This is a genomic window from Cytophagales bacterium (assembly GCA_019456305.1).
In the GTDB taxonomy this organism is placed as follows: Bacteria; Bacteroidota; Bacteroidia; order Cytophagales; family VRUD01; genus VRUD01.
Genome location: VRUD01000066.1, coordinates 1 through 25,857 on the forward strand (window position 1 = coordinate 1; position 25,857 = coordinate 25,857).

The window sequence follows — 25,857 nt, forward strand, 5'->3', positions numbered from 1 at the left end:
TTTGAAGTAGAACCTGATCCTTCAGAGATATTATTTGACATACTCATCCCGCAGGCCCTAAGTTGTTCAGCCCATCGGTAGAGATGTTTTTTTTCAAGCTCATCGGCAATATCAAATAGTTTATCAGAAATTTCTATTGCCATTTGCCAAATTTCTAAATCCTGAAATCTAAATTTTGCCATACACTATGTAATATGCTTTACGCCATGCTCTCTGCTCTCTGCGCCACGCTCTCTGCTCTCTGCTCTCTGCGCCATGCGCCATGCGCTATGCTCTATGCTCTATGCGCCTGATTTGTGCTCCTAATTTCTTCAGCCTCACATCAATATTTTCATATCCCCTGTCAATTTCTTCTATATTGTGAATAAGACTGGTTCCTTCTGCAGCCAGGGCAGCGATCAATAGTGAAACACCTGCACGAATATCCGGAGATGTCATTGTAATACCTCTTAATGGAGTTTGCCTGTCGAGACCGATAACAGTCGCTCTATGCGGGTCGCATAAGATGATCTGTGCTCCCATGTCTATGAGTTTATCAACGAAAAACAACCTGCTTTCAAACATTTTCTGGTGTATCACAACAGTGCCTTTTGCCTGGGTTGCTGTTACCAAAACCGTACTTAGCAGATCAGGCGTAAAGCCCGGCCACGGTGCATCACTAATCGTCAAAATAGAGCCATCTATAAAAGTTTCTATTTCATAATGCTCTTGTGAAGGAATGTATATATCGTCTCCATTGATTTGCATGTTGATGCCAAGTTTTTGAAGTACGTTTAGAGTCAGGCCTAATTGAGCAATATGAGCGTTTTTAATGGTAATGTCAGAGGAGGTCAATGCAGCCAGACATATAAAGCAGCCTGTCTCTATCATATCAGGGAGAAGTGTATGTTTGGCGCCATTCAGGGATTTTACTCCTTTAATTGTTAAGAGGTTAGAGCCGATCCCGGTGATTCCCCCCCCCATTGAAATGATCATTCGGCAAAGCTGCTGAATATAAGGTTCACACGCTGCATTATAAATAGTGGTTGTACCTCTGGCTAAAGAAGCTGCCATGATGACATTGGCCGTACCGGTTACAGAGGCTTCATCTAATAATATGTAGCAACCTTTTAGGTTATTGGCATCTATTTTATAAAAATCCTTCTTATGATCATAATTAAATTTTGCTCCTAATTTTTGGAGTCCGGTAAAGTGGGTATCAAGCCTTCTTCTTCCTATCTTATCACCTCCCGGCTTTGGAATTTTGCTTCTACCGAACCTTGCCAACAGCGGGCCTAATATCATTAATGAACCTCTAAGTTTGGAGACTTTTTGCCTGAATGTCTCACTTTCAAGATAATCTAAGTTGATATGTTTTGCCTGAAATTTGTATTCAGCATGATTAATTTTTTTAATATTGACACCCAGGTCTTTGAGAAGCTCAATAAGTTTGTTTACATCTAATATATCAGGTACATTTTTTATTATTACAGGTTCCGGAGTTAATAACGAAGCACATATTACCTGCAATGCCTCATTTTTAGCGCCTTGGGGGATAATTTCTCCTTTTAGTTTTTTACCTCCAATAATTTCAAAGGAAGACATGTTTGCTGGGTACTGGGTACTGGATTTTAGATATTGGATTCTTTGCCCTTAGTGATTATTGGTAGTCATTATCAACTGTAAACTGTCATTTGTAGATTGTCTACTGTTTACTGTCTACTACCTCTTCTTTTATCCGGGGTTCTTCTACTGCTTCTGGTATTGCGGCTGAGGCTTCTGTTTTGTATAGAAAACATATCCTGACCGCCTTCTTTTTTAATGTCAATTTTTACTTTGTTGCCGGATATTTCTTTTATGTGTTCTAAAATTAGTTCATCATCTATGTAGTCTTTATTATAGTTCATGAAAAAGGTTTTCATCAAACATCCGGCTTGTTTTATTGCTTTGTCGCGGTCTTCTTTATTTTTAATATTACACGCATTTTCAATCAGTAATTCAATGTTTCTTCCGTAATGTTTATAGTGTAATTTATTAATGTTATATTCCATTTTTTTAGGCTTATTATCTTTTTTCTTCTCTTTTTTCATGTCATATTTACTATCAACGTCAATCTTAAAATCAGACATAATGTAGAGTTGGTTCCAGAGTTTATGATAATAGTCGTACGATTCTTTGATCGTGGGGTTAAGCTGTTTCATTAATTCAATGGTTGGTTTGGCTAAATCGTTTCGCTCTTTTTTATTTTTCAAACCGGATATGTATTCTACAATTTTTTGAATATTTCTTCCGTATTCTTTGAATATTACGGGCTTTTCACTGGTGTTATATTGGTGCATGGTTCTTGAAGTTTAAAGGTTTATAATATAAGTAAAGCCTTCCAGGCTTCTTCTATTTGTCCTTCCCGCAGGAGTTTTTGTGCAAATATATGGATTTCTTTTATGAATCCAGGGTTATTTCCTCTATATTTTTCTACTATGTTGCAAATTGCCGATTGATTTCTGAATGCTTCAACGGCCTTTTTATCAGGTAATGTTTCAATATTACCCAATCTTCCCAGGTTATTTCCTGTAAGAATATCACTATTTTTAATAGATTCCGGAATATTATCCACACCAATACCTTTGGTTTTAACTGGTTTGGGCACTTCAAATACATCGCCTTTAGCTCTACAATACCAATCTGCCCCCATGCGGGCTACCAGATCAATTTTGTGTGGGTCAATTTTGCCGTTTTCATCAAAAATGTGCTCTTTAAAATGAGCTAAGAGCACTTCACATATGATCAAATTGCCAGCGCCCCCATGTTTGCCTAACTCAATAACTTGTTTTACTTTACATTCATAAGCAGCGGGGGATTCATTTACACGAGGGGGAGTAACCAACTCTGAAGGCGCTTCTGTCAATCCGGCTTTTGTAAATTCGTTAACTCCTTTATCATATTCAGTACTTGCCAGCGATGCTTGTTCAACGATATTATGGTCAACAATGTTAATTACTACTTCCATTGTTTCATAAACATTATCCAGGGTATGCTTGGTGGTATTGTCTCTCACCCTGCGGGCAGGTGAAAATATAAGAGTTGGAGGATTAACGCTGAAAGCGTTAAAAAAACTAAATGGACTTAGATTTACATTACCTGCTTTGTCAACAGTGCTTGCAAATGCTATGGGCCTGGGAGCTACACTGCCCAGGATCAGTGCGTGAAATTCAGTTATTGAAACTTCTTTGGGATTGATGGTTTTCATGTGAAAATTTACAAGCGTATGGCGCAGGGCGTATAGCCCCGCCAAATGGCGGGGCCATGCGCTATGCTCTATGCGTTTTTTTTATAGCTTCCATAACTTTCCTGCGGTATGTTTGGTGGCAGTGTGGCTGGTTATCAGATTAAAGGGAATGGTAACTAATTTAGCGAACAATTCACCGGCTTCTTTCATATCTTCATCATCAGGATTACAAAGCCATGAAAAACTTGCCTGGGTTGTATGGTTATGGATTTTTTCAACGGTTTTAAGTATTTCTAAAATTCTTTGAGAAGAAGCGGTATTAAAGTATTCAAATTCAAAAACAAATTTTGTTTTTGAATTGGGTTTAGTGCAGTACTGAGTAATCCACTCCATCACAGGTTTATAAAATAATTGAGCATCTTCAGGCATGGATATACCTTTAATTTTGAACACACCTTTTTCTGCATCTAAGAGTATAGCCGGTGTATCTTCTGTAGAGTCTATTTCTAATGGTGAAATATTTAATTCTGACATAGTTATTAGGGCATCTCTAAAAACTACACCATACATTCCCCTCTATCAAGAGGGGCAAGGGGTGTGTTTTAAAAAATATGTAGTTTTTAGAGATGCCCATTAATTACCCCGTTAGGATTTATTGCTGAAAATACCAACTTACCTGTTATTGAATCAATTTCTAAAGAGGTTATAGTTAATGACATGCAAAGATATGAAATAATCCTGATACGTAATAATGTTTGTTTATAAATTACCTATATTGCAATAAAATACATAGAATTACAATGAAAAAACATTCTTTACAGGTAAAAAATTTAAAGTGTGATAGCTATAGCAGTATGCGGCAGTTATGGCAACAATTAGAAACAATCAATCTTCATATAATTGATTTAATGACAGGAAAGATCGTACTTGCCAAAAAACCTGGTCAGTTTCAGTTGATGAGGATAAGGGTTATTTTAAGAAATAATAATATGCAGCTTATTCTTGGCAGAAAGCAAATGATAGTAGAAAAGATAAAAGGTACCATAAATAATTTAATTTTTAATAGCAAAATAAATATGAACAACTCTGATTATATAAGTGAAAGTATTGGAATGAATTACAGCTATCTGAGCAGACTTTTTAAATCGGTAGAGAAGATCACAATTGAAAAATATATCATTTCTCAAAAGATAGTACGTTTAAAGCAATTGTTAATAGGAGGCAAACTAACCGAAACTAAAATTGCGAAAAAAATGCGTTATAGCAGCGTACAATATTTATCTAATCAATTCAAAAAAACTGAAGGTGAAACACTAAGCTCTTATAAGAAAAAACATTGCCCCCCCCCCTACCTCCATCATCTTTACAAAAACCTTAACTTTAACTACATAAATGTCAAAATCTTATAAAATAATGTCAAAATTTTTTGCATGTTTTATTATATATTTATTAAAGCTCTATTTCCTTTGTGCTGAAATCAATTAATCAATTTTTAATTATGGAAACTTTAAAAGCATTTAACAGAAATTGTGCAAAAAGTATAATAGTCATTACTTTTATTAGCACAATATTATCATCCAATTTATTTGCCGGTATAGGACCACCTGGTACTGTAGGACCACCTAGTAATGGACCGGGAAAAGCTTGTACTCAGACAGCCACGGATGCGTGGCAGAAATCCGGATCGGATATCCGTTTATGCGAAGAAATCTACGATAATGTCGGCATCGGTGTTACTACCCCAACGGCAAGATTAACTATTTCATCCCCTTCTGTATCATCTCCAAATTTTGAAATGCCGCTGCGAACAGAAGTAGCTGATGCATCGGGTGATTTTTTTCAAATAGTTAATTCAACAGGCAACACAGGTCAGTATATTCCTCTTCTTTGGGGTCATCATGAAACCGACAATCGTCAGGCATTAGCTTTACTTGCTACAATTACTTCTGCGAAGGATGATAGTGCAAGACCAATTATGACCTTTGATTCCAGGATTGCAGATGGTAACGTATTTAGTGAACCTTTTATTCGTCCTCTTTTTGCCTGGACATCTGTAGGTAACCCCAAAATGACCATGTTGGCAAACGGAAATCTTGGAATCGCAACGATAAACCCACAAGAAAAATTCCATGTAAATGGAAATATAATAGCTCAATCTACAATTGCACTGGTAGGTCCTGGTTTCGGCAGTGAAGGCGGACAAATCATACTCGCTGACCCTACTCAAACTCAATTTAGTGAATTTAATGCCTGGTCTATTGATAATAATAATGGCAAACTGAGGATATTTTATAATGATGGCTTGGGGCCAGTAGCTTTGAATATTGATAACATAACAGGTAATGTTGGCGTAGATATAAATCCTCAGGAAAAGTTCCATGTAAATGGAAATATAATAGCTCAATCTACAATTGCACTGGTCGGCCCTGGTTTTGGCAGTGAAGGCGGACAAATCATACTCGCTGACCCTACTCAAACTCAATTTAGTGAATTTAACGCCTGGTCTATTGATAATAATAATGGCAAACTGAGGATATTTTATGATGATGGAAGTGGGCCATTAGGTTTGGAAATTGATAATATAACAGGAAATGTCGGAATCGGGAAAACACCAGATCCGACTATTAAATTAGACATTGCCGGCACTCTCAGAGCTTGTACACTAAGAGTAAATTTAACAGGTGGCGGCTGTGATTACGTGCTAGAAGAAGGCTACAAAAAAGATGAACTTGACTATGTAAGATATTTCACAAAAAAACATCATCACTTACCGGGAGTTAAATCAGCAAAAGAAATGATAAAAGAAGGGTTAAATGTGAGTAATATGTTTACTACGTTGCTTAAAAAAATCGAGGAGATATTTCTTCATTTGTTTGATCTTGATAAAGCAATTAATGGATTAAGCAATATTGTTGATGATCTGATGAATAATGATAAGGCAATGGAAAAACGAGTTAAAGAGCTGGAAAAACAAAATAAAGAGCTAAAAATTAAAAATATGAAATTAGAGGATGGTTATGCTGATCTGTTAATGAGAGTAGAGGGTTTGGAGAAAAATAAAAAACGAAATAAAAAAAAGGCTAATTGATATATTTAAAAAAGATATAAAAAGAAAAATTGATGTTAAATTACATATATTATTTTGCGGGTATTGTTTTATTTACCTTTGGATGTGGGTGTAGTAAAGAACCAATAAATTCCGGAGAAACAACAACTTCTAATGGATCTAAATCTTATATTGATAATTTGAAGTTATTGCCACAGAATCCCGACACTTCAGACATTATAAAAGTTGTATGCTATACTTATTTTCCTACCAGTGAGTGCACGCTTGATTCGTCAACAATAAACAGCAGTAATTTTCAAATTTCGGTGTTTGCTTATTATACACTAGGAACAGCAGGAACACCTTGTCAATCAATAGACACATTAACAATTGGAAACTTAAATTATGGTAATTACAAGTTAATTTATAATTATACTGTTAATATTAATTTCGATAGCATAACTGGGAGTGATTCATTTTATTTTACTGTATCTATATGAATGGAAAATTAATTAAAACTTTTTCACCAACAGACACACTTTTAAATATATTAGGAATTGCAAAAGGACAGTATCTGATACCCATTGAAATCAATAATAAAACCTTCAGCGAAAAAATAATTTTGCAATAGATTCATTAACCTTTGAAAACAAAGTGTTTCATAATATAAAAACCTCAATCCAATGAAAAAACTATTAATTCTCTTTTCGCTCATCATTGCAAATATGGCTCTTTTGGCCCAAAATGATTATTACTGGTATAAAAATCAGAAAGTCTTTCTCGAAAAGATTCCAACCAAGAAATATCTAACCTTAGAAGACATAGAAGACAGCATTGTATTAAAACAAAAGCTTAATATTCCTGATTTGAAAGTGCATAAATTCAACAATATCAATGTATTTTCAAGTATTAAGGCGTATAAGGGAAATGTTAAAAGCGAGAAAAAATGGGCCATTGTTAAAAGTCAAAATATAGGTAATGTAAAACTTACTACGCAGAAGGATATAATTTACGAAGTTCCATTATATTATACATCAGTAGGAAAAGAAGTTGGAATATCACATCTTTTCTATGTAAAACTATTTAAAGAAGATGATGTAGAAAACCTTGAAGAATTAGCACAGCAAAATAATGTGGAAATACTTGGAAACAACAAGTTTATGCCACTTTGGTTTACCCTTTCATGTTCAAAACATTCCGCAGGAAATGCTTTGGATATGGCTAATCTGTTTTATGAAACCGGGTTATTTGTCGCTTCAGAACCTGATTTAATGGTTGATTTATTAACAGGTTGTGTAAATGATCCACATTTCAATAATCAATGGGGGCTTAAAAATACGGGGCAAAATGGCGGTACAGTTGGTGCTGACATAAATGCATGCCAAGCGTGGCAAACAACAACAGGGAGTAATAATATTGTAGTTGCAGTACTTGATCGTGGTATTGAACTGAATCACCCGGATATGCCGAATATGCACCCGGTAAGCTTTGATACTGAATCAGATACATCGCCAAGTCAGGTTCTTGGCAGACATGGTACAGCTTGTGCAGGAATTATCGGAGCCAGTTCTGATAATAATCTTGGTGTTGCAGGTATTGCCCAAAATTGTCCTTTAATGTCAATAAGCAATAATTTGGACTTGTCTGTTGATGTTGCTCAAGAGTTAGCAGCTGGGTTTAACTTTGCATGGCAGAATGGTGCATCTGTAATAAGTAATTCCTGGGGTCATGATGCATATACAAGTACTTTACTTGATGACGCCATTGACAATGCACTAACTCAGGGCAGAAATGGACTTGGCTGTGTAGTTGTTTTTATTACGCAGAATGGGAATAATTCTTCTGTTACTTATCCTGCCAATAGTAATCCCGATATTCTTGCTGTAGGGGCATTAAGTCCATGTGAAGAAAGAAAAAATCCAAGTTCTTGTGATGGTGAAAACTGGGGTAGCAATTATGGAACAGAACTGGATATAATGGCACCGGGCGTATTAATTCCAACTACTGACAGACAAGGAACAAATGGATATAATACTAGCAGTGGTACCAGTGGTGATTATACGCAAACATTTGGCGGAACCTCTGCTGCATGTCCTCATGTTGCAGGTGTTGCAGCACTAATTTTATCTGTAAATCCCTGCCTTACAGGTCAGCAAGTACGGGATATAATAGAGCAGACTGCTCAAAAAGTAGGAAGTTACTCATACGTAACTACAACTGGAAGACCAAACGGAACTTGGAACAATGAAATGGGATACGGTTTGGTTGATGCCTTCAAAGCTGTCAATGAAGCAGCTTATTTATTTCTTCAAAATCAAACAATTACAAGTACAGTAGATTTCAGAGCAGGTATCAGAATAGAAGCAGGTTCAAATGTTGATCCTAATCAACCAACGGGGCCATTCATTATTGCTGGTGGTGCAAATGTTACAATGGAAGCGGGAGAAGAAATAATTTTTACAGGTGATGTTGAAATAACGGGAGAATTGTACGCTTTTATATCTCAACCATTAACTTGTGCATCTCAATGCAGGATGGCTAATAATAATAGTAATAATGATACCCACAATGATCCAAAAAATGAATTTGAAGATAATAACATAAAAGTAAAGCAAAAGACAGATGAATATTTCTTATCCTTTAATTATCCTAATCCATTCAATGATCATACCCACATAGATTATTATATAAAAAAACAAAGCCTAATATCTATTTCAGTTTTCAATGTTTGTGGTAAAAAAGTAGCTGCATTGGTGAATAATAATAATCATTTGAAGGGTAAATTTACAACCACATTGGATGGTTCCAATTTACCTTCGGGTATTTATTATTATATGATCATGAATGGGGATGAGGTTGTGGAAACCCGAAAAATGGTTAAATCAGAGTAAAAATAATGATTCTATCTATCTTGATTCTCTAAATTTTACAAACGTTACTGTAGGATGGTTGCCAGGTTAAATTAAATTTATATGATTTATGTGGCAAATTGATCAATGAATTAGCAAATAACACCAACCAACCCAAAGGCAAATACCAGATCAGATTTGATGCAGGTAATCTCATTCCTGGTTTGTATTTCTGCACCATCACCACCAAAGATTATACTGCTTCTCATAAATTTTCGGTTGTAAGAAAATAGCTATCTATTAAAAAACAAACATTTCAAACTACTCATTGCATTTAACTTTTTTAAAGCAATTAGGGCTTGCCGAAAAATAAGTTCCGATTTTTGCATCACAACTTTGCCACATCTTTGATCCCTCCCTCCATAGCTGGCTGCTCGCTAAATTCTGCCAAAGGGCAGAATTTTTTACGCTCGCCCCTCCTCAATCGCAAAATCCTCAAAATAACGCTGCTATTCCTGCGGTTTTGCTCAATCAGATAAGCCAAATCTGTAACAAATTTGTGCGCAAAAATCTGGAACTTATTTTTCGGTAAGCCCTTAATAAAACATATAGTCCTTTTTTTTCAATATTCTTTTTTTCAATTTAGCTTCAAAGAACTGATGCAACGGGTATATCATTGAAGCCAGTACGGTATTAATTGCAAGTTTCAGTGCAGGCGCTCCACCTGTTAGAACTTCGATATAAGGGTCTAAAAAAACCAACATAAATTCAAAGAATAGCAGAAAAGCTGAAAATACCAAACCGTTAATGAACCAGAGAGGGATTAGGTTTAGTATGCCCCCAAGGGTTAGTAAACTTACAAAAAAGATGACAATAAAAATAAAGATACCTGAATACTGCATAATATCCCTCCTGGCATTTTTTACAGCTTCTATTCTTGCCAGTTCTTCCTGGTGGTTTTTTTGTGCAGCCAGTTTCTTTTCCAGTGCATAGTTTTCTTCCACTTTACCTATTTCTTTTGATTTTTCTTCGTTAAACAGGGTGTCACTTATTTGCAGAAGTAGTTGGTGGTATTTGTAGGCTTTCTGATAGTTATTAACTAGCTCATAAGCTTCTGTAAGATTTTTATAAGATTTGCTTAGTTCTAATTTGCTTCCTATTTCTTTAGCAATAGCAATACTTTGGTTAAAATCCTCTATTGCTTCATTGGTTCTACCTTGTTTGATGTAAATATTACCCATTCCGTTAAGGCAGTAGATCATTCCCCATTTATCCCCAATCTCTTCTTTAATTTCAAGAGCTCTTTGCTGGAATTCCATGGCCAGTTGATAATAGCCTGCAGAATCTTTTAAAGAGGCAAGCTCAATATAGGTGTCCCCAATATTCGTACAAGACATTCCCATTCCTTTTTTGTTCCCCAGTGTTGCACTTATCTGTAAAGATTTGAGGTCATATTCCAACGACTTCTCTATGTCTCCTTTATAATAATAGATACTTCCTATGTTATTAAAAGCATAAGCAATTCCAATCGTTTTATCTTCAAACCGTTCATATATCTTTAAAGCCCTGAAATAATAATCCAAAGCCTGGGAATAATTGTGCTGATTTTCATAAATAATTCCAATACTATTGTAAGAAGTGGCTATACTTTTTCGGTCTCCCAGTTCCTCTTTGATCCTTAAAGATTTGAAATGATATTCCATAGCTTCGGGATAATTGCCTTGTAATCTGTTCACTTGTCCAATATTGTAATATGAGACACTCAATGCTTTTTTACTTCCTAATTCTTTTTTGATCTTTAAAGATTTGAAATAGTATTCCAATGCTATGGGATAATCACCTTGATTTTTATAAACTACTCCTATATTGTTATAACAGGATGCAATTCCTTTTTGGTGTCCCAACTTGTCACTTATTTTCAGGGCTTGAAAATAGTGATCAAGGGCTTTTTCATAGTCTCCCTGGCTTTTATAAATAAGGCCAATATTAATCAGGATAGCATTGATTGCTTTAGGAGAGTTTAATTTTTTACCTATAGCCAGACCCTGATTACCATATTGCAGGGCTTTGTTATAATCTGTTTCCATATATTCCCGGCAGAGATTATTTAGAATAATTACTTTGCTGGTATCTTCCCGCACAGAGTTTAATAGAGTTTTAAGACTATCTATTCTAAAATTTACCTGCCCCGCCTTTGGCGGGGCGATTTTGGGATTAATTACATCAGACTGTGCAATGGAGAATTTGGTCGGTAGGGGGGAGTTGATAATACAGAATGAGCAGAAAAAGATTAAAAAATGTGCTACATTCTTTATAGGTTTTTTAGTTCCTGCTTCCAGGTTATCCGGGGCCTGGAAAAGCCAGCTTCTGATCTTTACTTCAAAAAACCTGTGGATAGGAAAAAATATTGTTGCTACTATTACATTAAATAATACCTTTATCAGCGGGGCTCCTTCGGATAGTTTCTCTACAAAGGGGTCTGTCAATACCAATATAAATTCAAATAATAACAGGAAGATTATAAAGATAAGAAATTTAGAAACGCGGACAGGCAACATCCCCCCCAACCTTCGGTGCGAGGCAGGCCTGCCCCCCTTTTTAGAAGGGAACAACCGTCCGAGCGTGAAAACGACTAAAAGCAATACGGCTATGAAGATGACAATAACAGAATATTGCAAAAAGTTGCTTGTTTTTTGTCTTTCCGCCTCAGTTTTTGCTTCCGCTTTAGTCCTGGCTTTCTCTTCAGCTATTTTCTTTTCAAATTCATTTCTTGCTTCGAGCTTGCCTATTTCTTTGGCTTTTTCTTCGTTGAACAGGCTATCTTTTACTTGTGCATACATTTGGTGGTATTGGTAGGCGGGTTTATATTTTTTTTGTGTCGCATAAACAGCAGCCAACTGCTCATAGCCAATCATTATGTGATATTTTGCTCCCAACGCTTCTGCAATACTTAAGCTTCTTTTAATGTATTCTAAAGCTACTTCGTAGTTTCCTTGAGTTATATAAATATTTCCAATATTCTTTAAACTTATTGTAATCCCTTTTTTATCACCTGTTGCTTCTCTTATTAATAATGATTGCTGAAAATGGTTCAATGCTTTTTTAATATTGCCCTGATTCAGATATACACTGCCTATATTATCCCAAGAGGAAGCAATTCCCTGCTCAATACTTAAGTTTTCCATTACTTTTAAGCATTGCAGGTGATGGTCCAAGGCTTGCTCGTATTTACCTTGTTGTTTATAGATGATCCCACTATTGCCTAATATTCCAGCAATTGTTTTTTTGCACCAGATGATCTCATCGTGATTTTCGCTCCTTTCTAATAATTCTTCTACTATTTTAAAGGATTGTAGAAAATAGTCCAGGGATTTTTCGTAGTTACGTTGATAAGAATATACGATCCCGAGATTGTTCAGAGATAGTACAATCCCTTTTTTGGCCTCGAACCATTCGTCATTGAAGGAGGTGGCGGGTAGCAATTCCCGTCTTATTTTAGCGGATTGCAGGGAATAGTTTATAGCTTTCTCGTAGATGCCAAGATTTTTATAAATAATCCCGATAATACTTAATGATTTTGCGATGCCTTGCCTGTAATCTGATTTCCTGGCAATTTCTAAACCTTGTTGGGCATATTCAAGCGCTTTATAGGGGTTGTTTCTGATGTGTTCAGAACTAAGTTTGTTTAGTATTTTTACTTTGTTGGTGTCTTTTTGTGTAGTTTTTCGTCCCGAGTACTCGGGATCAATTTTTGTTTGGGCGAATATGTAGCTACAAGAATAATTTTTTAAAAGAATGAAAAAGATCAGGATAATATATTTTGTATATTCTCTCATATGACAACTGGCAATAGAATGGCTATTGAATGACCATTATATTACAAGTAAAAAGGAAAAAGGAAAAAGTATAAATTCACTTTTTCCTTGACATTTACAAGTAAAAAGTATAAATTCACTTTTTACTTTTTCCTTTTTACTTTTTCCTTGACAGTGTTACAATGCCGGTAGTACCTTTGTCCTTACTTCCCCAAACCCGATCCTTACCCCATTTTTCTCCCCATAAGCCCGCATGATCACCGTATCTCCGTCATTAATAAACTTTCGTTCCGTTCCATCGGGCATTTTTATTGGTTTGGTTCCTTTCCAGGATAATTCCAGCATGGAGCCATACGAATCTTCCGTGGGACCACTGATGGTACCTGATGCAAACATATCTCCAACATTAATATTACATCCATTGACAGTGTGGTGTGCTAATTGCTGGTTAATGTTCCAATACATATACTTAAAGTTGGTTTTGGTTAATTTTATAGCCCCCTCTCCGGAGGGTTGGGGGGAGCTAGGCTCAATATAAACTTCAAGGTTAATGTCGAAATTCTTTTTGTCTGCCTGTTCTGATGTACTCTGAGAAACTTGCAAGTAGGGTAGGGGTTTCGGGCTTTGCACTTTCCCTTCTACTCTGAAAGGTTCTAATGCCTCCAGGGTAACCACCCAGGGAGAGATTGAGGAAGCAAAATTTTTTCCAAGAAAAGGCCCTAAGGGTACATACTCCCATTTTTGTATATCACGTGCCGACCAGTCATTAAAAAGTACAAAACCAAAAATATATTCTTCTGCATCATTGATCGAAATACTTTCCCCTAATTTTGTTCTTTTACCTGCGATAAATGCCATTTCCAGTTCAAAGTCAAGGTTTTTTGATGGCCCGAAGGTGGGATTTTCTGCATTATCCGCTTTGCTTTGTCCTTTAGGCCGGTGAATATTTGTGCCTGACACGATGATAGATGATGCTCTTCCATGGTATGCTACCGGCATGTGTTTCCAATTAGGTAACAGGGCATTTTTAGGATCACGAAACATACTGCCTACGTTGGTGGCATGTTCTTCGCTGGAGTAGAAATCTGTATAATCTCCTACTTTTACCGGAAAGTGCATCGTTACTTCTTGCGTCTTGTATAAAACCTTGTTTCTTATTTTTTCGTTATCTCTCAGCTCACTGTTATCGTGTCTCAGCAATTCAGAAATACGTGCTCTTACCTCGCTGCAAACCGGCTTACCAAGCGAAATAAAGTCGTTCAGGTATTCTTTATTGAATACATTGCGAACTACAGGCGAAAGGCTCCCCTCATTGTAAAACAGATCATTAAAGAAACCCAATTCACTTAAAGCATTCAGATCAACAACATATTCACCAATTGCAACTCCTGCACGCGGAGTTGAGTTTGATATTTTAAAAATACCAAAAGGCAAGTTCTGAATAGGGAAGTCGCTGTTTTGCGGGACTTCAATCCATGATTTTAACGAGGGGTCGTTGGGATTGATCATTTAGATAATTTGCTAATTTGGTAATTTAAGAAATCAACACATCAACAAATTTTCAAATTAGCACATTTTCAAATTTTCTTCGTCCCCAGGACACAATAACCGCAATCCATGGGAATTTCATCACTCTTATATATGAACCGTAAGCGATAAACGCCTGAGCTGTTACATAAAAATCCAATAGCCGATCTCAAGTGCTCGGGATTATTATCGTTTGTTGTGATCAAATTATTATCCATGTCATAGATGCTTATAACCAAATCGCTGGCGACTTTGGTCTCACATATTTGTAGTTTATAGTATGTATTTTCACTAAATACATATGAATATTCTGTTGTAGCATTTCCACCCCAGCTTCCGAGAAATTTCACATCAATTTCATATACTTTTATAAAGCTGTAATCTTCAAGCAATGCTGTGCATTGTAGTAATTGATCATCATCAAAATTACATTGAGAAAAACAAAACCTGCTTACTATGGTGATGAAAAAAGCGATGAGTAATAAACGTTTCATCAAATTGTTAATTGTTATATGGTTATATGGTGATATGGTTATATGGTTAATTTTTGATTTGTTATATTTATCTGGTTGTTTAGTTCTCTGGGCAGTTTTTAGGTAATTCCGGTTTTTCAGTTTTTCAGCTTTCGGTTTTCAGTTTATCGGTAAACCCACACACCAAATCTCAAAGATATTATTTACGTAGCTTAACAATCACTGATATAGAATAGTTTTTTCAATTTAGATTTTTAGGTGTAATTTTTAAACAACTTAACCATATAACCATATCACCATATCACCATATCACCATATAACCATAAAGCCATATAACCATATAACCATTCATCAACATCTTACGACATCAACTAATCACATTATTCCTTATAGTATTGATCTTTCTTGTAATTTTATCAAGCAAACCATCCGGAAACTTTATCGTGGTTGTGCTATGATCTATAGTCATTACCATACCATCCATTTTTTTGTAAGTTGGCTCTTTATAGGTATAATTTATAACGACCTGGTCAAAAAGTTTCTTAAGCTCTTTGAGCTCCCTCAATAAATTTCTAACGTTCGGATCAGACTGGTAAGCAGATAAAAGCGAAACAATGTTATCCAATATTGTTTTTTGCAACCCGATCCGCCTGTTCAATTCCTGATTATTGCTTTGTTGAGCTGCTTGTGTTAAAATATAGATAGATTCCAGCCATCCACCGGTAAGCATTAACACACTTAAATGTATCTGATCCTGCTCGCGCAGGTATTTATTTATTTTTTCAAAATTAGAAGTGGTAATGATCATCAATGAATCCAGGCTTTCACTTTTAATAGCTAGCCGGCCGATCAGTTCAAAATCGAAGAAGTGGCTTACATTCAGATCACCAGCAAGATCATGAACTATTTCCAGGTAGGTGAATGCATCTTGTTTTTGGCCATACATGTATATATAACCCAGATCTGCTCCATAAATGCCAAGATTCAGTGATTTTCTGAAATTTGTAATATATTTTTTTTTATTGTCTGCAAGATTTAAAATTTTCCTCGAATAATCTGCTCCAACATATTTAAGAAGATATGATATTTCTAATGGGGAGGGGAAGGATGTGATGATACCTATTATTGTTTCATCGGTGATTTTGGCGTGGGGTTGGCCAGTTCTCCCCCCTTTGGGGGGAGTTAGAGGGGGGCTTCCTGCATCTTCGTTGTTATTGCAAGTGCAGCTAAAAATAAATAGAGCATAGAGCATAGCGCATAGCGCATAGCGCATAGCGCATAGCGCAGAGAGCATATTTTTACTCTGGAAATAAAATTTCATTTTTAAAGAAAGACTAATGGGGGTCAAATGTAAGATATCAAACGGAAAAAGGCAAATGTAACGTGTTTTTAATTCAAAAATTGATTTAAGAACAATGCTAATATACTCAATTCGTATATTTGCATCGGGGTAAATTCGTATCTTTGCATCATAATGAAAATCTCAAAAACATACAGCCCAAAAAATGTAGAAGACAAATGGTATGACCATTGGCTGAAGGAAGTGTTTTTCCATTCAACTCCTTCAAAAACCAAAGAATCTTATTGCATTGTAATCCCTCCGCCCAATGTAACGGGTGTTTTGCATATGGGGCATATGCTTAACAATACGATCCAGGATATACTTGTTCGTAAAGCCAGGATGAAGGGGAAAGAAACGTGCTGGGTGCCCGGAACAGATCATGCCTCTATTGCCACTGAAGCTAAAGTGGTAGAAATGCTCAAGGAAAAAGGGTTGCAAAAAAAAGATCTGACAAGAGAGCAGTTCACTAAATATGCCTGGGAGTGGAGAGAGAAGTATGGAGGCATTATCCTGGAGCAATTAAAGAAGCTTGGCTGCTCATGTGACTGGGACAGAACCCGCTTTACAATGGAAGATAGCCTTTCAGATGCCGTGATTGATGTATTTATAGATCTTCATAACAAAGGGTACATTTATCGCGGATTCAGGATGGTGAACTGGGATCCGGCAGGCAAAACCGCATTATCTGATGAAGAAGTAATTTATAAGGAGGTGAAATCTAAGCTTTATTATGTTAGATACATGCTTGATAATCCGTCTGAAATCCGAAATCCGAAACTCGAAACTCGAAATTCGAAATTCGAAATTCGAAACTCGAAATCCAAAACTCGAAACTCGAAACTCGAAACTCGAAACTCGAAACTCGAAATCCGAAACTCGAAACCCGAAATCCGAAATGCGAAATCAGATGAATATATTATAATTGCTACCACAAGACCCGAAACCATACTGGGCGATACTGCAATTTGTGTAAATCCAAAAGATGAAAGATATAAGCATTTAAAGGGGAAGAAAGCTTTGGTACCTTTCATTAACAGGGCTATCCCGGTGATCTATGATGAATATGTTGATATGGAATTTGGCACCGGTTGTTTGAAGGTTACGCCTGCTCATGACCCCAATGACTATGAATTGGGAGTTAAGCATAAGCTGCAAAGTATCGATATTTTAAATGATGATGGTACGCTGAACGAAAATGCGGAGCGCTACATTGGAGAAGACAGGTTTGCAGCCCGTAAAAAAATAGTTAAAGAGCTGGATAAAGCCGGTCAGCTTGAAAAGGTAGAGGATATAGTAAATAAAGTTGGTTATTCTGAGAGAACCGATTCAGTGGTAGAGCCGAGATTGTCAAAACAGTGGTTTTGCAATATGAAGAAACTGGCTAAACCGGCACTGGAGAATGTGATGAATGATAAGATCAGGCTGCATCCGTCTAAGTTTAAGAATATGTACCGATCCTGGATGGAAAACATCAGGGACTGGTGTATATCGCGTCAACTCTGGTGGGGACATAGGATCCCTGCCTGGTATAATGAAAACGGGGACTATGTAGTTGCGAAAGCTAAAGAGGAAGCAATTGAAAAATTTAAAAACAAAAAATTAAAATTTAAAATTGTAAAACAGGATGAGGATGTATTGGATACCTGGTTTTCCTCGTGGCTTTGGCCCATTTCTGTGTTTGATGGATTTAAAGATCGTAATAATCCGGACATGAAATATTATTACCCAACCGATGACCTTGTTACTGCTCCTGAGATCCTGTTTTTCTGGGTAGCCCGGATGATCATGGCAGGGTATGAATACCGCAAAGAGATGCCTTTCAGGAATGTATATCTTACAGGTATAGTAAGAGACAAGAAAGGCAGGAAGATGAGCAAATCATTAGGAAATTCACCAGAGCCTTTGGAATTAATAGACAAGTATGGGGCTGATGGCGTTCGTTTCGGTATCTTGGTTAGCTCTCCTGCCGGTAATGACCTGTTATTTGAAGAAAAGTTATGTGAACAGGGAAGGAATTTTTGCAATAAGATATGGAATGCTTTCAGGTTGGTAGAAGGGTGGAAGATAGATGAAACAATTGAACAACCCGGACACAGTAAAGTTGCTGGTAATTGGTTCGATGCCAAAATAAATAGGTCAATTTCCACTATTGATGACCACTTTTCAAAATACAGGATCTCTGATGCTTTGATGAGTACTTATAAATTGATCTGGGATGATTTCTGTTCATGGTACCTGGAAATAGTAAAGCCTGAATTAAACCAATATATTGATAAATCCACCTCTGAGGTAACTATTAATTTTTTTGAAAAATTATTAAAGATTCTTCATCCGTTTATGCCGTTTATTACTGAAGAAATATGGCATTTGCTAAGAGAAAGGAGTAGAGAGGACTGCATCATTGTTGCTGATTGGCCTAATGCCAAAGATGTAGAAGTGGGATATACGCCTGAATTGGAAGGACCTGAACAAGCAATTTCACAATTTGAAGCAGCTGCTGAAGTAACAGTATCCATTAGAAATTTAAGGAAAAAGCATCAGATCCCAAACAAAAATCCATTGACTCTTTATGTAAAAGCCAATCAATATAATCACAAAACGTTTGATTCTATGATAAAAAAACTCTGTAACCTATCTGACATAACTTATATTGATGATAAAATAGAGGATTCATATTCATTTATTTTGAAGTCAAATGAATATTTTGTTCCTCTCGATGAAAGTATTGATAAAGAGGCTGAGGTAGATAAATTAAACTCTGAGTTAGCATATACCAAAAGTTTTTTGGTTTCGGTAGAGAAAAAGTTAAACAATCAAGGTTTTATAAAAAATGCCAGAAGTGAAATTGTGGAGAGGGAAAAAAAGAAAAAAGCTGATGCTGAGACGAATATCAGAGTTTTGGAAGAAAAGTTGTTAAATTTGGTGAAATAATAATAATTTTTTACTTTTACATTTAAAAATAATAAATTATTTAACCATGGAATCAACTACCTTCATAAATGAACTACAAAACAGATTAATACAGCGTTTTGGAAGCAATATTGAAGATGTAATATTATTTGGTTCGCAGATCAATGGAAGGGCAACAAAAGAATCTGATCATGATGTGCTAATTATTCTGAAAAATAATTATAATTATAAATATAAAAATAAATTGTCTCATTATTGTTACGAAATTAATAGAAAATATGGTATTTGGATAGATTTACACGTGGTATCAAAATATGAATTAAAAACTATAAAAGGGAAAGAGCCATTTATCCTTGAAGCCCTTAAAAATACCAAATATAAAATGACACTTAAACAACCTGAGAGAGAAACCTTGATTAAATACAGAATTGAGGTAGCAAAAGAAACTTTGGATGATGCAAAGTTCAATATGGATAATAATAAATTGTTCGTAGCTGTAAACAGGATCTACTATGGAATGTATTACATGCTTTCTGCTTTAGCTTTAATGCATAAATTTAAAAGAACAAAACATAAGCCATTGATAGACTGGTTCATTAAAACTTTTGTAGATGAAAATATTATTGATAAGAAATTTGGCGATATTATCACTAATACTTTTGATAAGCGAATAGAAGGCGATTATGTTCCATATACTAAATTCTCCAAGAAAGAGGCTGAGGAATTATTTGAACAGGCTAAAGATTTCAATAAAGAAATTGAAAAACTAATCATATCAAACAATTAGATAGTGAACATCCACGAATACCAGGCAAAAGACATTCTGAAAAGCTATGGCGTAAACATTCAGGAAGGCATCGTAGCAGATACACCTGAAAAAGCTGTGGAGGCTGCTAAAAAAATCAATGCGGATACCGGCAGCGAATGGTACGTAGTAAAAGCCCAGATCCATGCGGGAGGCAGAGGGAAAGGGGGTGGTGTGAAGTTAGCAAAAAATCTGGATGACGTAAAAGAACTTTCTTCCCGGATCATTGGAATGAATTTGGTTACACATCAAACAGGTCCTGAAGGTAAAAAAGTACACAAGGTTTTAATTGCTCAAGATGTTTATTATCCCGGCACATCAGAGCCAAAGGAATTTTATCTGAGCATCTTGCTTGACAGGGCTAAAAGCAGAAATGTGATCATGGCAAGTACAGAAGGCGGTATGGATATTGAAGAAGTTGCGACCAAAACCCCTGAAAAGATCATGAAAGAATGGATCGACCCGGGTGTCGGATTACAGCCATTCCAGGCAAGAAAGGTCGCTTTTTCTTTAGGGTTAGAAGGGGGCGCTTTTAAAGAAATGGTAAAATTTGTTCATGCTCTTTATAGAGCTTATGTTGAAACAGATTCATCACTTTTTGAAATAAACCCGGTACTGAAGACTTCGGATGATAAAATATTGGCTGTTGATGCGAAAGTAAACCTTGACGATAATGCCTTGTACCGTCATAAAGAATATACAGCGCTCAGGGATTTAGCCGAAGAAGATCCATTGGAGGTTGAAGCAACTAAAGCCGGATTAAATTACGTAAAGCTTGATGGTAATGTAGGATGTATGGTAAACGGGGCAGGATTGGCAATGGCTACGATGGATATCATTAAATTATCCGGTGGGGAACCGGCAAATTTTCTTGATGTGGGGGGAGGTGCAAATGCAGTGACGGTAGAAGCTGGATTTCGCATAATCCTTAAAGACCCAAATGTAAAAGCCATTCTGATCAATATTTTTGGCGGGATCGTACGGTGTGATAGAGTAGCTAATGGGGTGGTTGAAGCCTATAAGAATATTGGTAATATTGATGTGCCGATCATAGTAAGATTACAAGGCACCAATGCCAAAGAAGGCGCTGAAATAATAAAGCAATCAGGATTGAAAGTTTATTCAGCTATCCTGCTAAAAGATGCAGCGGAAAATGTTGCAGAAGTGCTTAAATCAGTTGACAGTTGACAGTTGGCAGTCCACAGTCGGCAGTCGGCAGTCGGCAGTCGGCAGTCCACAATCGGCAGTCGGCAGTCTACAATCGGCAGTCCATCCCGAGTGCTCGGGAGCAGTCGGCAATTGTTTTTTGCCGACTGGGGATTGTAGATTGCCGACTTTTCTTGCACCCATAGTTCAACTGGATAGAATATCTGACTTCGGATCAGAGGGTTGGGGGTTCGAGTCCCTCTGGGTGTACAAAAGAGCCCCGCCAATTGGCGGGGCTCTGCGCTCTGCTCATACATTCCAAACTTCCTTTCCATTATTGTTTTCCGGCAAATAGCAGCCATCTATTTTATCGCTTCTTAAATATTTGACCAAAAAGTCAACTTTGCCATTTCGTTCTACTCTCCAGACAGCGCCTTCAACAGGGTCAATTGCTCCGTGTCCGGAAGGTTCTAATAGTTTCAGCACTTTATTAACCGTTATGGGCTGCCCGAGATGGATTAATCTCGGCACGATGAATTGATGTGGTAAAACACGCAATAAAAAATCGTGGTAACACATTCTTTCATGCCCCTTGCTCATAATATCAAATACCACAAATGGTTCGTGCGGCAGTTTATACCTCGTTCCGTGCGCTTGTGCAAGCCATTCACCCACGATCCTTTCACCCTCTTTTAATACTTCTTCAAATCTTTTTTTATTTTCTAATACCCATTCAGCAAACCGATGATGCAGTTTATAGGGTGACGTTTCAGCCCTGTAACCGGCACGGCCCAACGGTATGATCTCTCCCTTGACCTTTGCAACGGCACAGTTGCTTCCATCCACTTTTTCCTGCACAATGATCAGGTCATTTTTATCCCTCGGCTCTTTTGTTGCAATTCGTTCCTGTCCTTGCTCGCAGGTATGTTCACCAGGTCCAAGCCGGCTGTTGGACAGGTGGGGTATGCTTCCGTAGCTTTTGTGGCCTAAGGGTTTTTCAGTCATTTAAAGAAATTAATTAGCAGATTTGTATTTGTTGAATTGTCGGTCGTTAAAATTAATTTTTCCATGATAATATTTAATTAGTGTTATTTTGTTTCTATTTTTACACAAAAATACGATTTTTTTTTATTTAGTTCAAAATTTTCTGTTTTTATGAAACTAAAATTCATCATCACAATTATTCTATTTTCCTTTTGCGCCTACCATATTGCATTTTCTCAGGAAAAATTAAGACGCACCCTCTCCATACAGGAATGGATTGATGAGATGGTGAATTGTGAGGATTCGGTTTATTATTTAATTGATGCTGATATCGTTTATAACCACAAAAAAGATAAAGTCCAATACCGTGAGAGAGATGTTGATAATGCAGATGAAATCGTAATTAAGTCTGCTATAGTTCTCTCAGATTGTAATTTTAATTTTGATCACGGGATAGTTTTAAATAATTTTTCTTTCAAAGATCGTGTAGTTTTTGAGCTATGTAAGGCACCATATTTTGATTTTATTAATTGTACGTTTGAAAAATTTTTTTGTATACTGGAATGTGAATTTAAAACTCTCACCTTTTCTAATACTACAATAAAAGGAGAATTTTGGGAAGCGGGAAATATAATTAAAAATTTACGATTTGATCATTTAATCTATGAAGCAAATTCGTATAACAAGTTTTTTTATTTTAGTATAAGTTCTACAGAAATAGGTTATATAAATATCTTTAATTCTAAATTTATTTTATCCGATTCTCTAAAAAATATACCCATTGAATCATCAAAGATACCTGAAGTTTATATTCGGGTATCAACAGAAGCACTACATTTAAAAAATGATACTTTTGATCTGCCTGTAAATTTTGGTGGTTTAACTGTAAACGAACAGCTACGAGTTAGAGATTGCAAGTTTAATAATTATATTGGCACGGGGGGTATAAATTTTCCGGAACGCAACACCAATTTTGACTGGGATATGCTTACGAATAAATTATGTATTTTTAAGCATTCAGAAGATAGTTTATTTGTATTCCGTGGAAAAACTGATAATGAAATTAAAAATTCTTACGATCTGAAAGAACTGATCGCTTCTTATAACAAATTTTTCAAACTTTACCGCGAACGAGGCGACATCGAATCAGCCAACGCATGCTACGTAGAAATGAAAGACATAGAAACCCGCAGGTGGCAATACCTCTACAAACAAGACCCAACCCTTCAAAACTTTTCAAAATGGAAGCTCAATCAATTCCTAAAAATCTTCTGCGACTACGGCACCAGCCCCACCAAATCGCTCATCATATCATTTTATGTAATACTCGCTTTTGCTCTTTTCTATTTCTTCTTCTACAGCGAATGGGATCAGATCAACCGGAGTTATTTGGTAAACCGGTACCGTAAAATGATGACCTGGTTCCGCTCGGAACAAAGCATGGAAGATTTTTATTCTGAAAGGTACAAAGAAGAGATACAATCTTATGAAGATTTCAAAATGGAAATAGAAGAAGGAAAGATAGAATTGCCGCTTTACTTCAGATTAATAGGTAGGCCGTTGTATCACCTTTCATTGTTACATCACAAAATTACTTCATGGTTTTACCGGAGGACGGATATCCTTAGTGGCAGATGGACAGAATTGAGGAGAGGCAGAAGAATATACGTTTCCACCGTTTCGGGAATTGGCGTAGTGTTTTACATTATTTATCTCATTCTCATACGAAGTATAAACTCATTGTTTTTAAGCATTAACACTTTTTCCACACTTGGCTTCGGGGATATTCCGGTAAAGGGCATTAGCAGGTATATGGCTATATTAGAAGGTTTTCTTGGGTGGTTTTTGTTGAGTATTTTTAGTGTGAGCTTGATCAGTCAGATATTGCAAAATTGAGATTGAAACAATTTTTAATTTAATCCGTTTTAAAAAATGGAAAGATGTAAATTAATCATGAATTTATACTCAGTCTTTATGGATCTGGCTGGAGTGAGAAACAGATTATAGAAAGCTATCCTCATCTTACATGTGAAAGTTTGAGAGCACTATTTTTATATGTACAGGAATGTATGAAAGAGGTAGAATCAGACAAAGAGATTTGTAAAATATACGGTAATGAAACTTAAACACCTCATCCAAATCATTCTGTTTACATTTTGCACCCACCATTTTGCATTTACCCAGGAAAAACCCAGACGCACACTCTCCATATAGGAATGGATTGATGAGATGGTGGCGTGTGAGGATTCGGTGTATAGGCTAGAGAATGCTGATATTGTTTATGATGAGGGGAAATCACGCTTTATGTTTCATATGAAAATATAAACATTATGAAATTACCTGCTAACATAATTATTGAAAAATCAAAACTAACTGAATATTTGTTAAAAAAACGGGAGCGGAATGATAAGGCTGGATTTTTAGACATAGCTGGGTATAATCTCGAAAACTGGGAACAATTAGACAAAGATTTACGTAATCATGTACTGAACAGTGATGCAACTATTGTCGAACAGAATGAATATGGTACTTTTTATAAAATTAATAGTGAACTGAAAGGCCCTATGAAAACCCTAAAAATAACTGCTATTTGTATGTATGATAAACAAAAAAAGCAATATAAATTCATAACTTTGTATCCATTTAAGGAATAACTATGATAAAAATCCCACTATATAAAGAAGTCTCGTTAAAATGTGATCTGCCTAAATACCACCTTAAAAAAGGCGACATTGCAACTATTGTAGAATATATTGAGGGTAAAGATGATCTTCCAAATGCTTATGTACTTGAAGCTTTCGATGCGTTGGGAGAAACTATAGGCATTTTTACACTTCCGGATGATAAAGTTGCCTCTATTACTCATAATGAAGTTTTACACGCAAGAACTATCAATTAAAAGCTGCTACAATGAGGATAAAATTCTATTTTCTTTTTATTCAAACAAAGATTTCTGGAGGATTAAGATATGAAAAATGAAAAAAAAATTGTTGAAAAAAATATTGAGCTAAGCGCAGAATTCAGCAGGTATTTATTTGAACATCCTGATATAGAAAATAATATACCAAAGGATGCTGAAATAGTGCTTTTACCAGAATTTGATTTAGAATTGAAAGAACATAACCTAAAACTTGGTAAGAAGATTGAAGCTGAAGAAGGAAAAGTGAAATATGTAATCATTAAAAAATTGAAACCGAAAATTCTTTCAAGGATTGATGAGATTGAACTGACAAAGTAACTACATAGTTATCTAAATCATACTTATTTATGCAACTAAGTAGTAGTACTTTAAATCCAATGAATTTAACGATCAAAACCGACTACCGCGAAAAACGCTCCGGCATTCCTGACCTGCTTATTCAAAAAAATGTTGATGTCATTATTATCCCATTACCGATAGGCGACTATATCATTAATGATCAAATTATTATAGAAAGAAAATCTGCGGAAGATTTTGTGTCATCTCTTATTCATAAGCGTTTATTCGAACAGTGTGCCCGGCTCAAAAAAAGTAAACCTCAATATCAAGATGATTGGTGGTGTGGTAAACACAACATTCTGTTCATTATTGAGGGAAATCCACTTACTACCAATCACAATATTAAAAAAGAAGCCATCAAGGGAGCAATACTTTCAATTTTAATATCCTGGCAAATACCGGTAATCTACACAAAAAACCACTGTTGTCCGATAAAAACAATTAATATTTAGGATTAAACATAACTATCTTTGCAAAAAAAATAAGGCAAGAGCCT

General features: G+C 36.0%; 25 protein-coding genes and 1 tRNA gene. 15 read left to right on the plus strand and 11 right to left on the minus strand.

The window, feature by feature from the left end; translation table 11 throughout:
- From FVQ77_13230 to FVQ77_13250, 5 genes are all read right to left on the minus strand, one after another.
- Positions 1-182 (minus strand): four helix bundle protein (locus FVQ77_13230; GenBank protein MBW8051277.1); only part of this gene is annotated, 182 nt, incomplete at its 3' end.
- A gap of 85 nt (positions 183-267) precedes the next feature.
- The gene (gene murA / locus FVQ77_13235) at positions 268-1,584 is read right to left on the minus strand and encodes a UDP-N-acetylglucosamine 1-carboxyvinyltransferase (GenBank protein MBW8051278.1); all 1,317 of its coding nucleotides are present in this window, start codon (positions 1,582-1,584) and stop codon (positions 268-270) included.
- Between the two features lie 107 nt (positions 1,585-1,691).
- Complete coding sequence (locus FVQ77_13240; GenBank protein ID MBW8051279.1) at positions 1,692-2,318, minus strand: DUF4290 domain-containing protein; 627 nt, start codon at positions 2,316-2,318, stop codon at positions 1,692-1,694.
- Positions 2,319-2,338: 20 nt separating this feature from the next.
- The gene (locus FVQ77_13245; GenBank protein MBW8051280.1) at positions 2,339-3,226 is read right to left on the minus strand and encodes a flavin reductase family protein; all 888 of its coding nucleotides are present in this window, start codon (positions 3,224-3,226) and stop codon (positions 2,339-2,341) included.
- 81 nt (positions 3,227-3,307) lie between these two features.
- Positions 3,308-3,724: a DUF1987 domain-containing protein gene (locus FVQ77_13250; GenBank protein MBW8051281.1), complete on the minus strand. Its 417-nt coding sequence runs from the start codon at positions 3,722-3,724 to the stop codon at positions 3,308-3,310.
- 281 nt (positions 3,725-4,005) lie between these two features.
- On the opposite strand from FVQ77_13250, the gene FVQ77_13255 reads away from it, so the two are divergent.
- From FVQ77_13255 to FVQ77_13275, 5 genes are all read left to right on the plus strand, one after another.
- On the plus strand, positions 4,006-4,614 hold the full coding sequence (locus FVQ77_13255) for a helix-turn-helix transcriptional regulator (GenBank protein ID MBW8051282.1): 609 nt from the start codon (positions 4,006-4,008) through the stop codon (positions 4,612-4,614).
- Between the two features lie 89 nt (positions 4,615-4,703).
- Entirely contained in the window at positions 4,704-6,293 is a 1,590-nt protein-coding gene (locus tag FVQ77_13260; protein MBW8051283.1) for a hypothetical protein, read from the plus strand.
- Positions 6,294-6,325: 32 nt separating this feature from the next.
- On the plus strand, positions 6,326-6,751 hold the full coding sequence (locus FVQ77_13265; protein ID MBW8051284.1) for a hypothetical protein: 426 nt from the start codon (positions 6,326-6,328) through the stop codon (positions 6,749-6,751).
- 183 nt (positions 6,752-6,934) lie between these two features.
- On the plus strand, positions 6,935-9,142 hold the full coding sequence (locus FVQ77_13270; GenBank protein MBW8051285.1) for a S8 family serine peptidase: 2,208 nt from the start codon (positions 6,935-6,937) through the stop codon (positions 9,140-9,142).
- Positions 9,143-9,240: 98 nt separating this feature from the next.
- Positions 9,241-9,393, plus strand: coding sequence for a hypothetical protein (locus tag FVQ77_13275; GenBank protein MBW8051286.1), 153 nt, complete (start codon positions 9,241-9,243; stop codon positions 9,391-9,393).
- Between the two features lie 303 nt (positions 9,394-9,696).
- Here FVQ77_13275 and FVQ77_13280 read toward each other — a convergent pair whose 3' ends face one another.
- The 4 genes from FVQ77_13280 to FVQ77_13295 form a co-directional block, all read right to left on the minus strand.
- Positions 9,697-12,936, minus strand: a complete 3,240-nt coding sequence (locus FVQ77_13280; GenBank protein MBW8051287.1) for a tetratricopeptide repeat protein — start codon at positions 12,934-12,936, stop codon at positions 9,697-9,699.
- Between the two features lie 156 nt (positions 12,937-13,092).
- A complete protein-coding gene (gene fahA / locus FVQ77_13285; protein MBW8051288.1) occupies positions 13,093-14,424 on the minus strand; it encodes a fumarylacetoacetase in 1,332 nt (443 codons plus the stop codon).
- A gap of 68 nt (positions 14,425-14,492) precedes the next feature.
- Complete coding sequence (locus FVQ77_13290; protein ID MBW8051289.1) at positions 14,493-14,936, minus strand: hypothetical protein; 444 nt, start codon at positions 14,934-14,936, stop codon at positions 14,493-14,495.
- A gap of 346 nt (positions 14,937-15,282) precedes the next feature.
- Positions 15,283-16,236 (minus strand): hypothetical protein, encoded by a 954-nt coding sequence (locus FVQ77_13295; GenBank protein MBW8051290.1) that lies wholly within the window; start codon positions 16,234-16,236, stop codon positions 15,283-15,285.
- A gap of 669 nt (positions 16,237-16,905) precedes the next feature.
- Between FVQ77_13295 and FVQ77_13300 the strand changes: the two genes are divergently transcribed.
- From FVQ77_13300 to sucC, 3 genes are read left to right on the plus strand one after another with little or no spacing between them, the layout of a single operon-like run.
- On the plus strand, positions 16,906-19,188 hold the full coding sequence (locus FVQ77_13300; GenBank protein MBW8051291.1) for a valine--tRNA ligase: 2,283 nt from the start codon (positions 16,906-16,908) through the stop codon (positions 19,186-19,188).
- 46 nt (positions 19,189-19,234) lie between these two features.
- Complete coding sequence (locus FVQ77_13305; GenBank protein MBW8051292.1) at positions 19,235-19,954, plus strand: HEPN domain-containing protein; 720 nt, start codon at positions 19,235-19,237, stop codon at positions 19,952-19,954.
- A gap of 3 nt (positions 19,955-19,957) precedes the next feature.
- Positions 19,958-21,160, plus strand: coding sequence for an ADP-forming succinate--CoA ligase subunit beta (gene sucC, locus FVQ77_13310; GenBank protein MBW8051293.1), 1,203 nt, complete (start codon positions 19,958-19,960; stop codon positions 21,158-21,160).
- Here the strand turns inward: sucC and FVQ77_13315 are convergent.
- On the minus strand, positions 21,091-21,318 hold the full coding sequence (locus tag FVQ77_13315) for a hypothetical protein (GenBank protein MBW8051294.1): 228 nt from the start codon (positions 21,316-21,318) through the stop codon (positions 21,091-21,093). The two genes, sucC and FVQ77_13315, sit on opposite strands and share 70 nt — an antisense overlap.
- Between FVQ77_13315 and FVQ77_13320 the strand changes: the two genes are divergently transcribed.
- A tRNA-Arg gene (locus tag FVQ77_13320) sits at positions 21,315-21,388 on the plus strand. The genes FVQ77_13315 and FVQ77_13320 overlap by 4 nt on opposite strands.
- A 39-nt stretch (positions 21,389-21,427) precedes the next feature.
- On the opposite strand, the gene FVQ77_13325 is transcribed toward FVQ77_13320, so the two are convergent.
- The gene (locus FVQ77_13325; protein ID MBW8051295.1) at positions 21,428-22,123 is read right to left on the minus strand and encodes a hypothetical protein; all 696 of its coding nucleotides are present in this window, start codon (positions 22,121-22,123) and stop codon (positions 21,428-21,430) included.
- Between the two features lie 150 nt (positions 22,124-22,273).
- Between FVQ77_13325 and FVQ77_13330 the strand changes: the two genes are divergently transcribed.
- The 6 genes from FVQ77_13330 to FVQ77_13355 all read left to right on the plus strand — a co-directional run bounded on the left by FVQ77_13330 (position 22,274) and on the right by FVQ77_13355 (position 25,813).
- Positions 22,274-23,998: a two pore domain potassium channel family protein gene (locus FVQ77_13330; GenBank protein ID MBW8051296.1), complete on the plus strand. Its 1,725-nt coding sequence runs from the start codon at positions 22,274-22,276 to the stop codon at positions 23,996-23,998.
- Between the two features lie 50 nt (positions 23,999-24,048).
- A complete protein-coding gene (locus FVQ77_13335) occupies positions 24,049-24,228 on the plus strand; it encodes a DUF433 domain-containing protein (protein MBW8051297.1) in 180 nt (59 codons plus the stop codon).
- 204 nt (positions 24,229-24,432) lie between these two features.
- Complete coding sequence (locus FVQ77_13340; GenBank protein ID MBW8051298.1) at positions 24,433-24,756, plus strand: hypothetical protein; 324 nt, start codon at positions 24,433-24,435, stop codon at positions 24,754-24,756.
- A gap of 5 nt (positions 24,757-24,761) precedes the next feature.
- Positions 24,762-25,001, plus strand: coding sequence for a DUF4926 domain-containing protein (locus tag FVQ77_13345; protein ID MBW8051299.1), 240 nt, complete (start codon positions 24,762-24,764; stop codon positions 24,999-25,001).
- Between the two features lie 69 nt (positions 25,002-25,070).
- Complete coding sequence (locus FVQ77_13350; GenBank protein MBW8051300.1) at positions 25,071-25,340, plus strand: hypothetical protein; 270 nt, start codon at positions 25,071-25,073, stop codon at positions 25,338-25,340.
- A 29-nt stretch (positions 25,341-25,369) separates the two neighbouring features.
- Complete coding sequence (locus FVQ77_13355; GenBank protein ID MBW8051301.1) at positions 25,370-25,813, plus strand: hypothetical protein; 444 nt, start codon at positions 25,370-25,372, stop codon at positions 25,811-25,813.
- Positions 25,814-25,857 lie beyond the last annotated feature (44 nt).

What these genes read in the sequence shown, in the direction of transcription:
- murA (MBW8051278.1), bottom strand. Translation starts at nt 1,584, where the DNA reads ATGTCTTCCTTTGAAATTATTGGAGGTAAAAAACTAAAAGGAGAAATT.
- FVQ77_13240 (MBW8051279.1), bottom strand. Translation starts at nt 2,318, where the DNA reads ATGCACCAATATAACACCAGTGAAAAGCCCGTAATATTCAAAGAATAC.
- FVQ77_13245 (MBW8051280.1), bottom strand. Translation starts at nt 3,226, where the DNA reads ATGAAAACCATCAATCCCAAAGAAGTTTCAATAACTGAATTTCACGCA.
- FVQ77_13255 (MBW8051282.1), top strand. Translation starts at nt 4,006, where the DNA reads ATGAAAAAACATTCTTTACAGGTAAAAAATTTAAAGTGTGATAGCTAT.
- FVQ77_13260 (MBW8051283.1), top strand. Translation starts at nt 4,704, where the DNA reads ATGGAAACTTTAAAAGCATTTAACAGAAATTGTGCAAAAAGTATAATA.
- FVQ77_13265 (MBW8051284.1), top strand. Translation starts at nt 6,326, where the DNA reads ATGTTAAATTACATATATTATTTTGCGGGTATTGTTTTATTTACCTTT.
- FVQ77_13270 (MBW8051285.1), top strand. Translation starts at nt 6,935, where the DNA reads ATGAAAAAACTATTAATTCTCTTTTCGCTCATCATTGCAAATATGGCT.
- FVQ77_13280 (MBW8051287.1), bottom strand. Translation starts at nt 12,936, where the DNA reads ATGAGAGAATATACAAAATATATTATCCTGATCTTTTTCATTCTTTTA.
- fahA (MBW8051288.1), bottom strand. Translation starts at nt 14,424, where the DNA reads ATGATCAATCCCAACGACCCCTCGTTAAAATCATGGATTGAAGTCCCG.
- FVQ77_13290 (MBW8051289.1), bottom strand. Translation starts at nt 14,936, where the DNA reads ATGAAACGTTTATTACTCATCGCTTTTTTCATCACCATAGTAAGCAGG.
- FVQ77_13295 (MBW8051290.1), bottom strand. Translation starts at nt 16,236, where the DNA reads ATGAAATTTTATTTCCAGAGTAAAAATATGCTCTCTGCGCTATGCGCT.
- FVQ77_13300 (MBW8051291.1), top strand. Translation starts at nt 16,906, where the DNA reads ATGGTGAACTGGGATCCGGCAGGCAAAACCGCATTATCTGATGAAGAA.
- FVQ77_13305 (MBW8051292.1), top strand. Translation starts at nt 19,235, where the DNA reads ATGGAATCAACTACCTTCATAAATGAACTACAAAACAGATTAATACAG.
- FVQ77_13325 (MBW8051295.1), bottom strand. Translation starts at nt 22,123, where the DNA reads ATGACTGAAAAACCCTTAGGCCACAAAAGCTACGGAAGCATACCCCAC.
- FVQ77_13330 (MBW8051296.1), top strand. Translation starts at nt 22,274, where the DNA reads ATGAAACTAAAATTCATCATCACAATTATTCTATTTTCCTTTTGCGCC.
- FVQ77_13340 (MBW8051298.1), top strand. Translation starts at nt 24,433, where the DNA reads ATGAAATTACCTGCTAACATAATTATTGAAAAATCAAAACTAACTGAA.
- FVQ77_13350 (MBW8051300.1), top strand. Translation starts at nt 25,071, where the DNA reads ATGAAAAATGAAAAAAAAATTGTTGAAAAAAATATTGAGCTAAGCGCA.
- FVQ77_13355 (MBW8051301.1), top strand. Translation starts at nt 25,370, where the DNA reads ATGCAACTAAGTAGTAGTACTTTAAATCCAATGAATTTAACGATCAAA.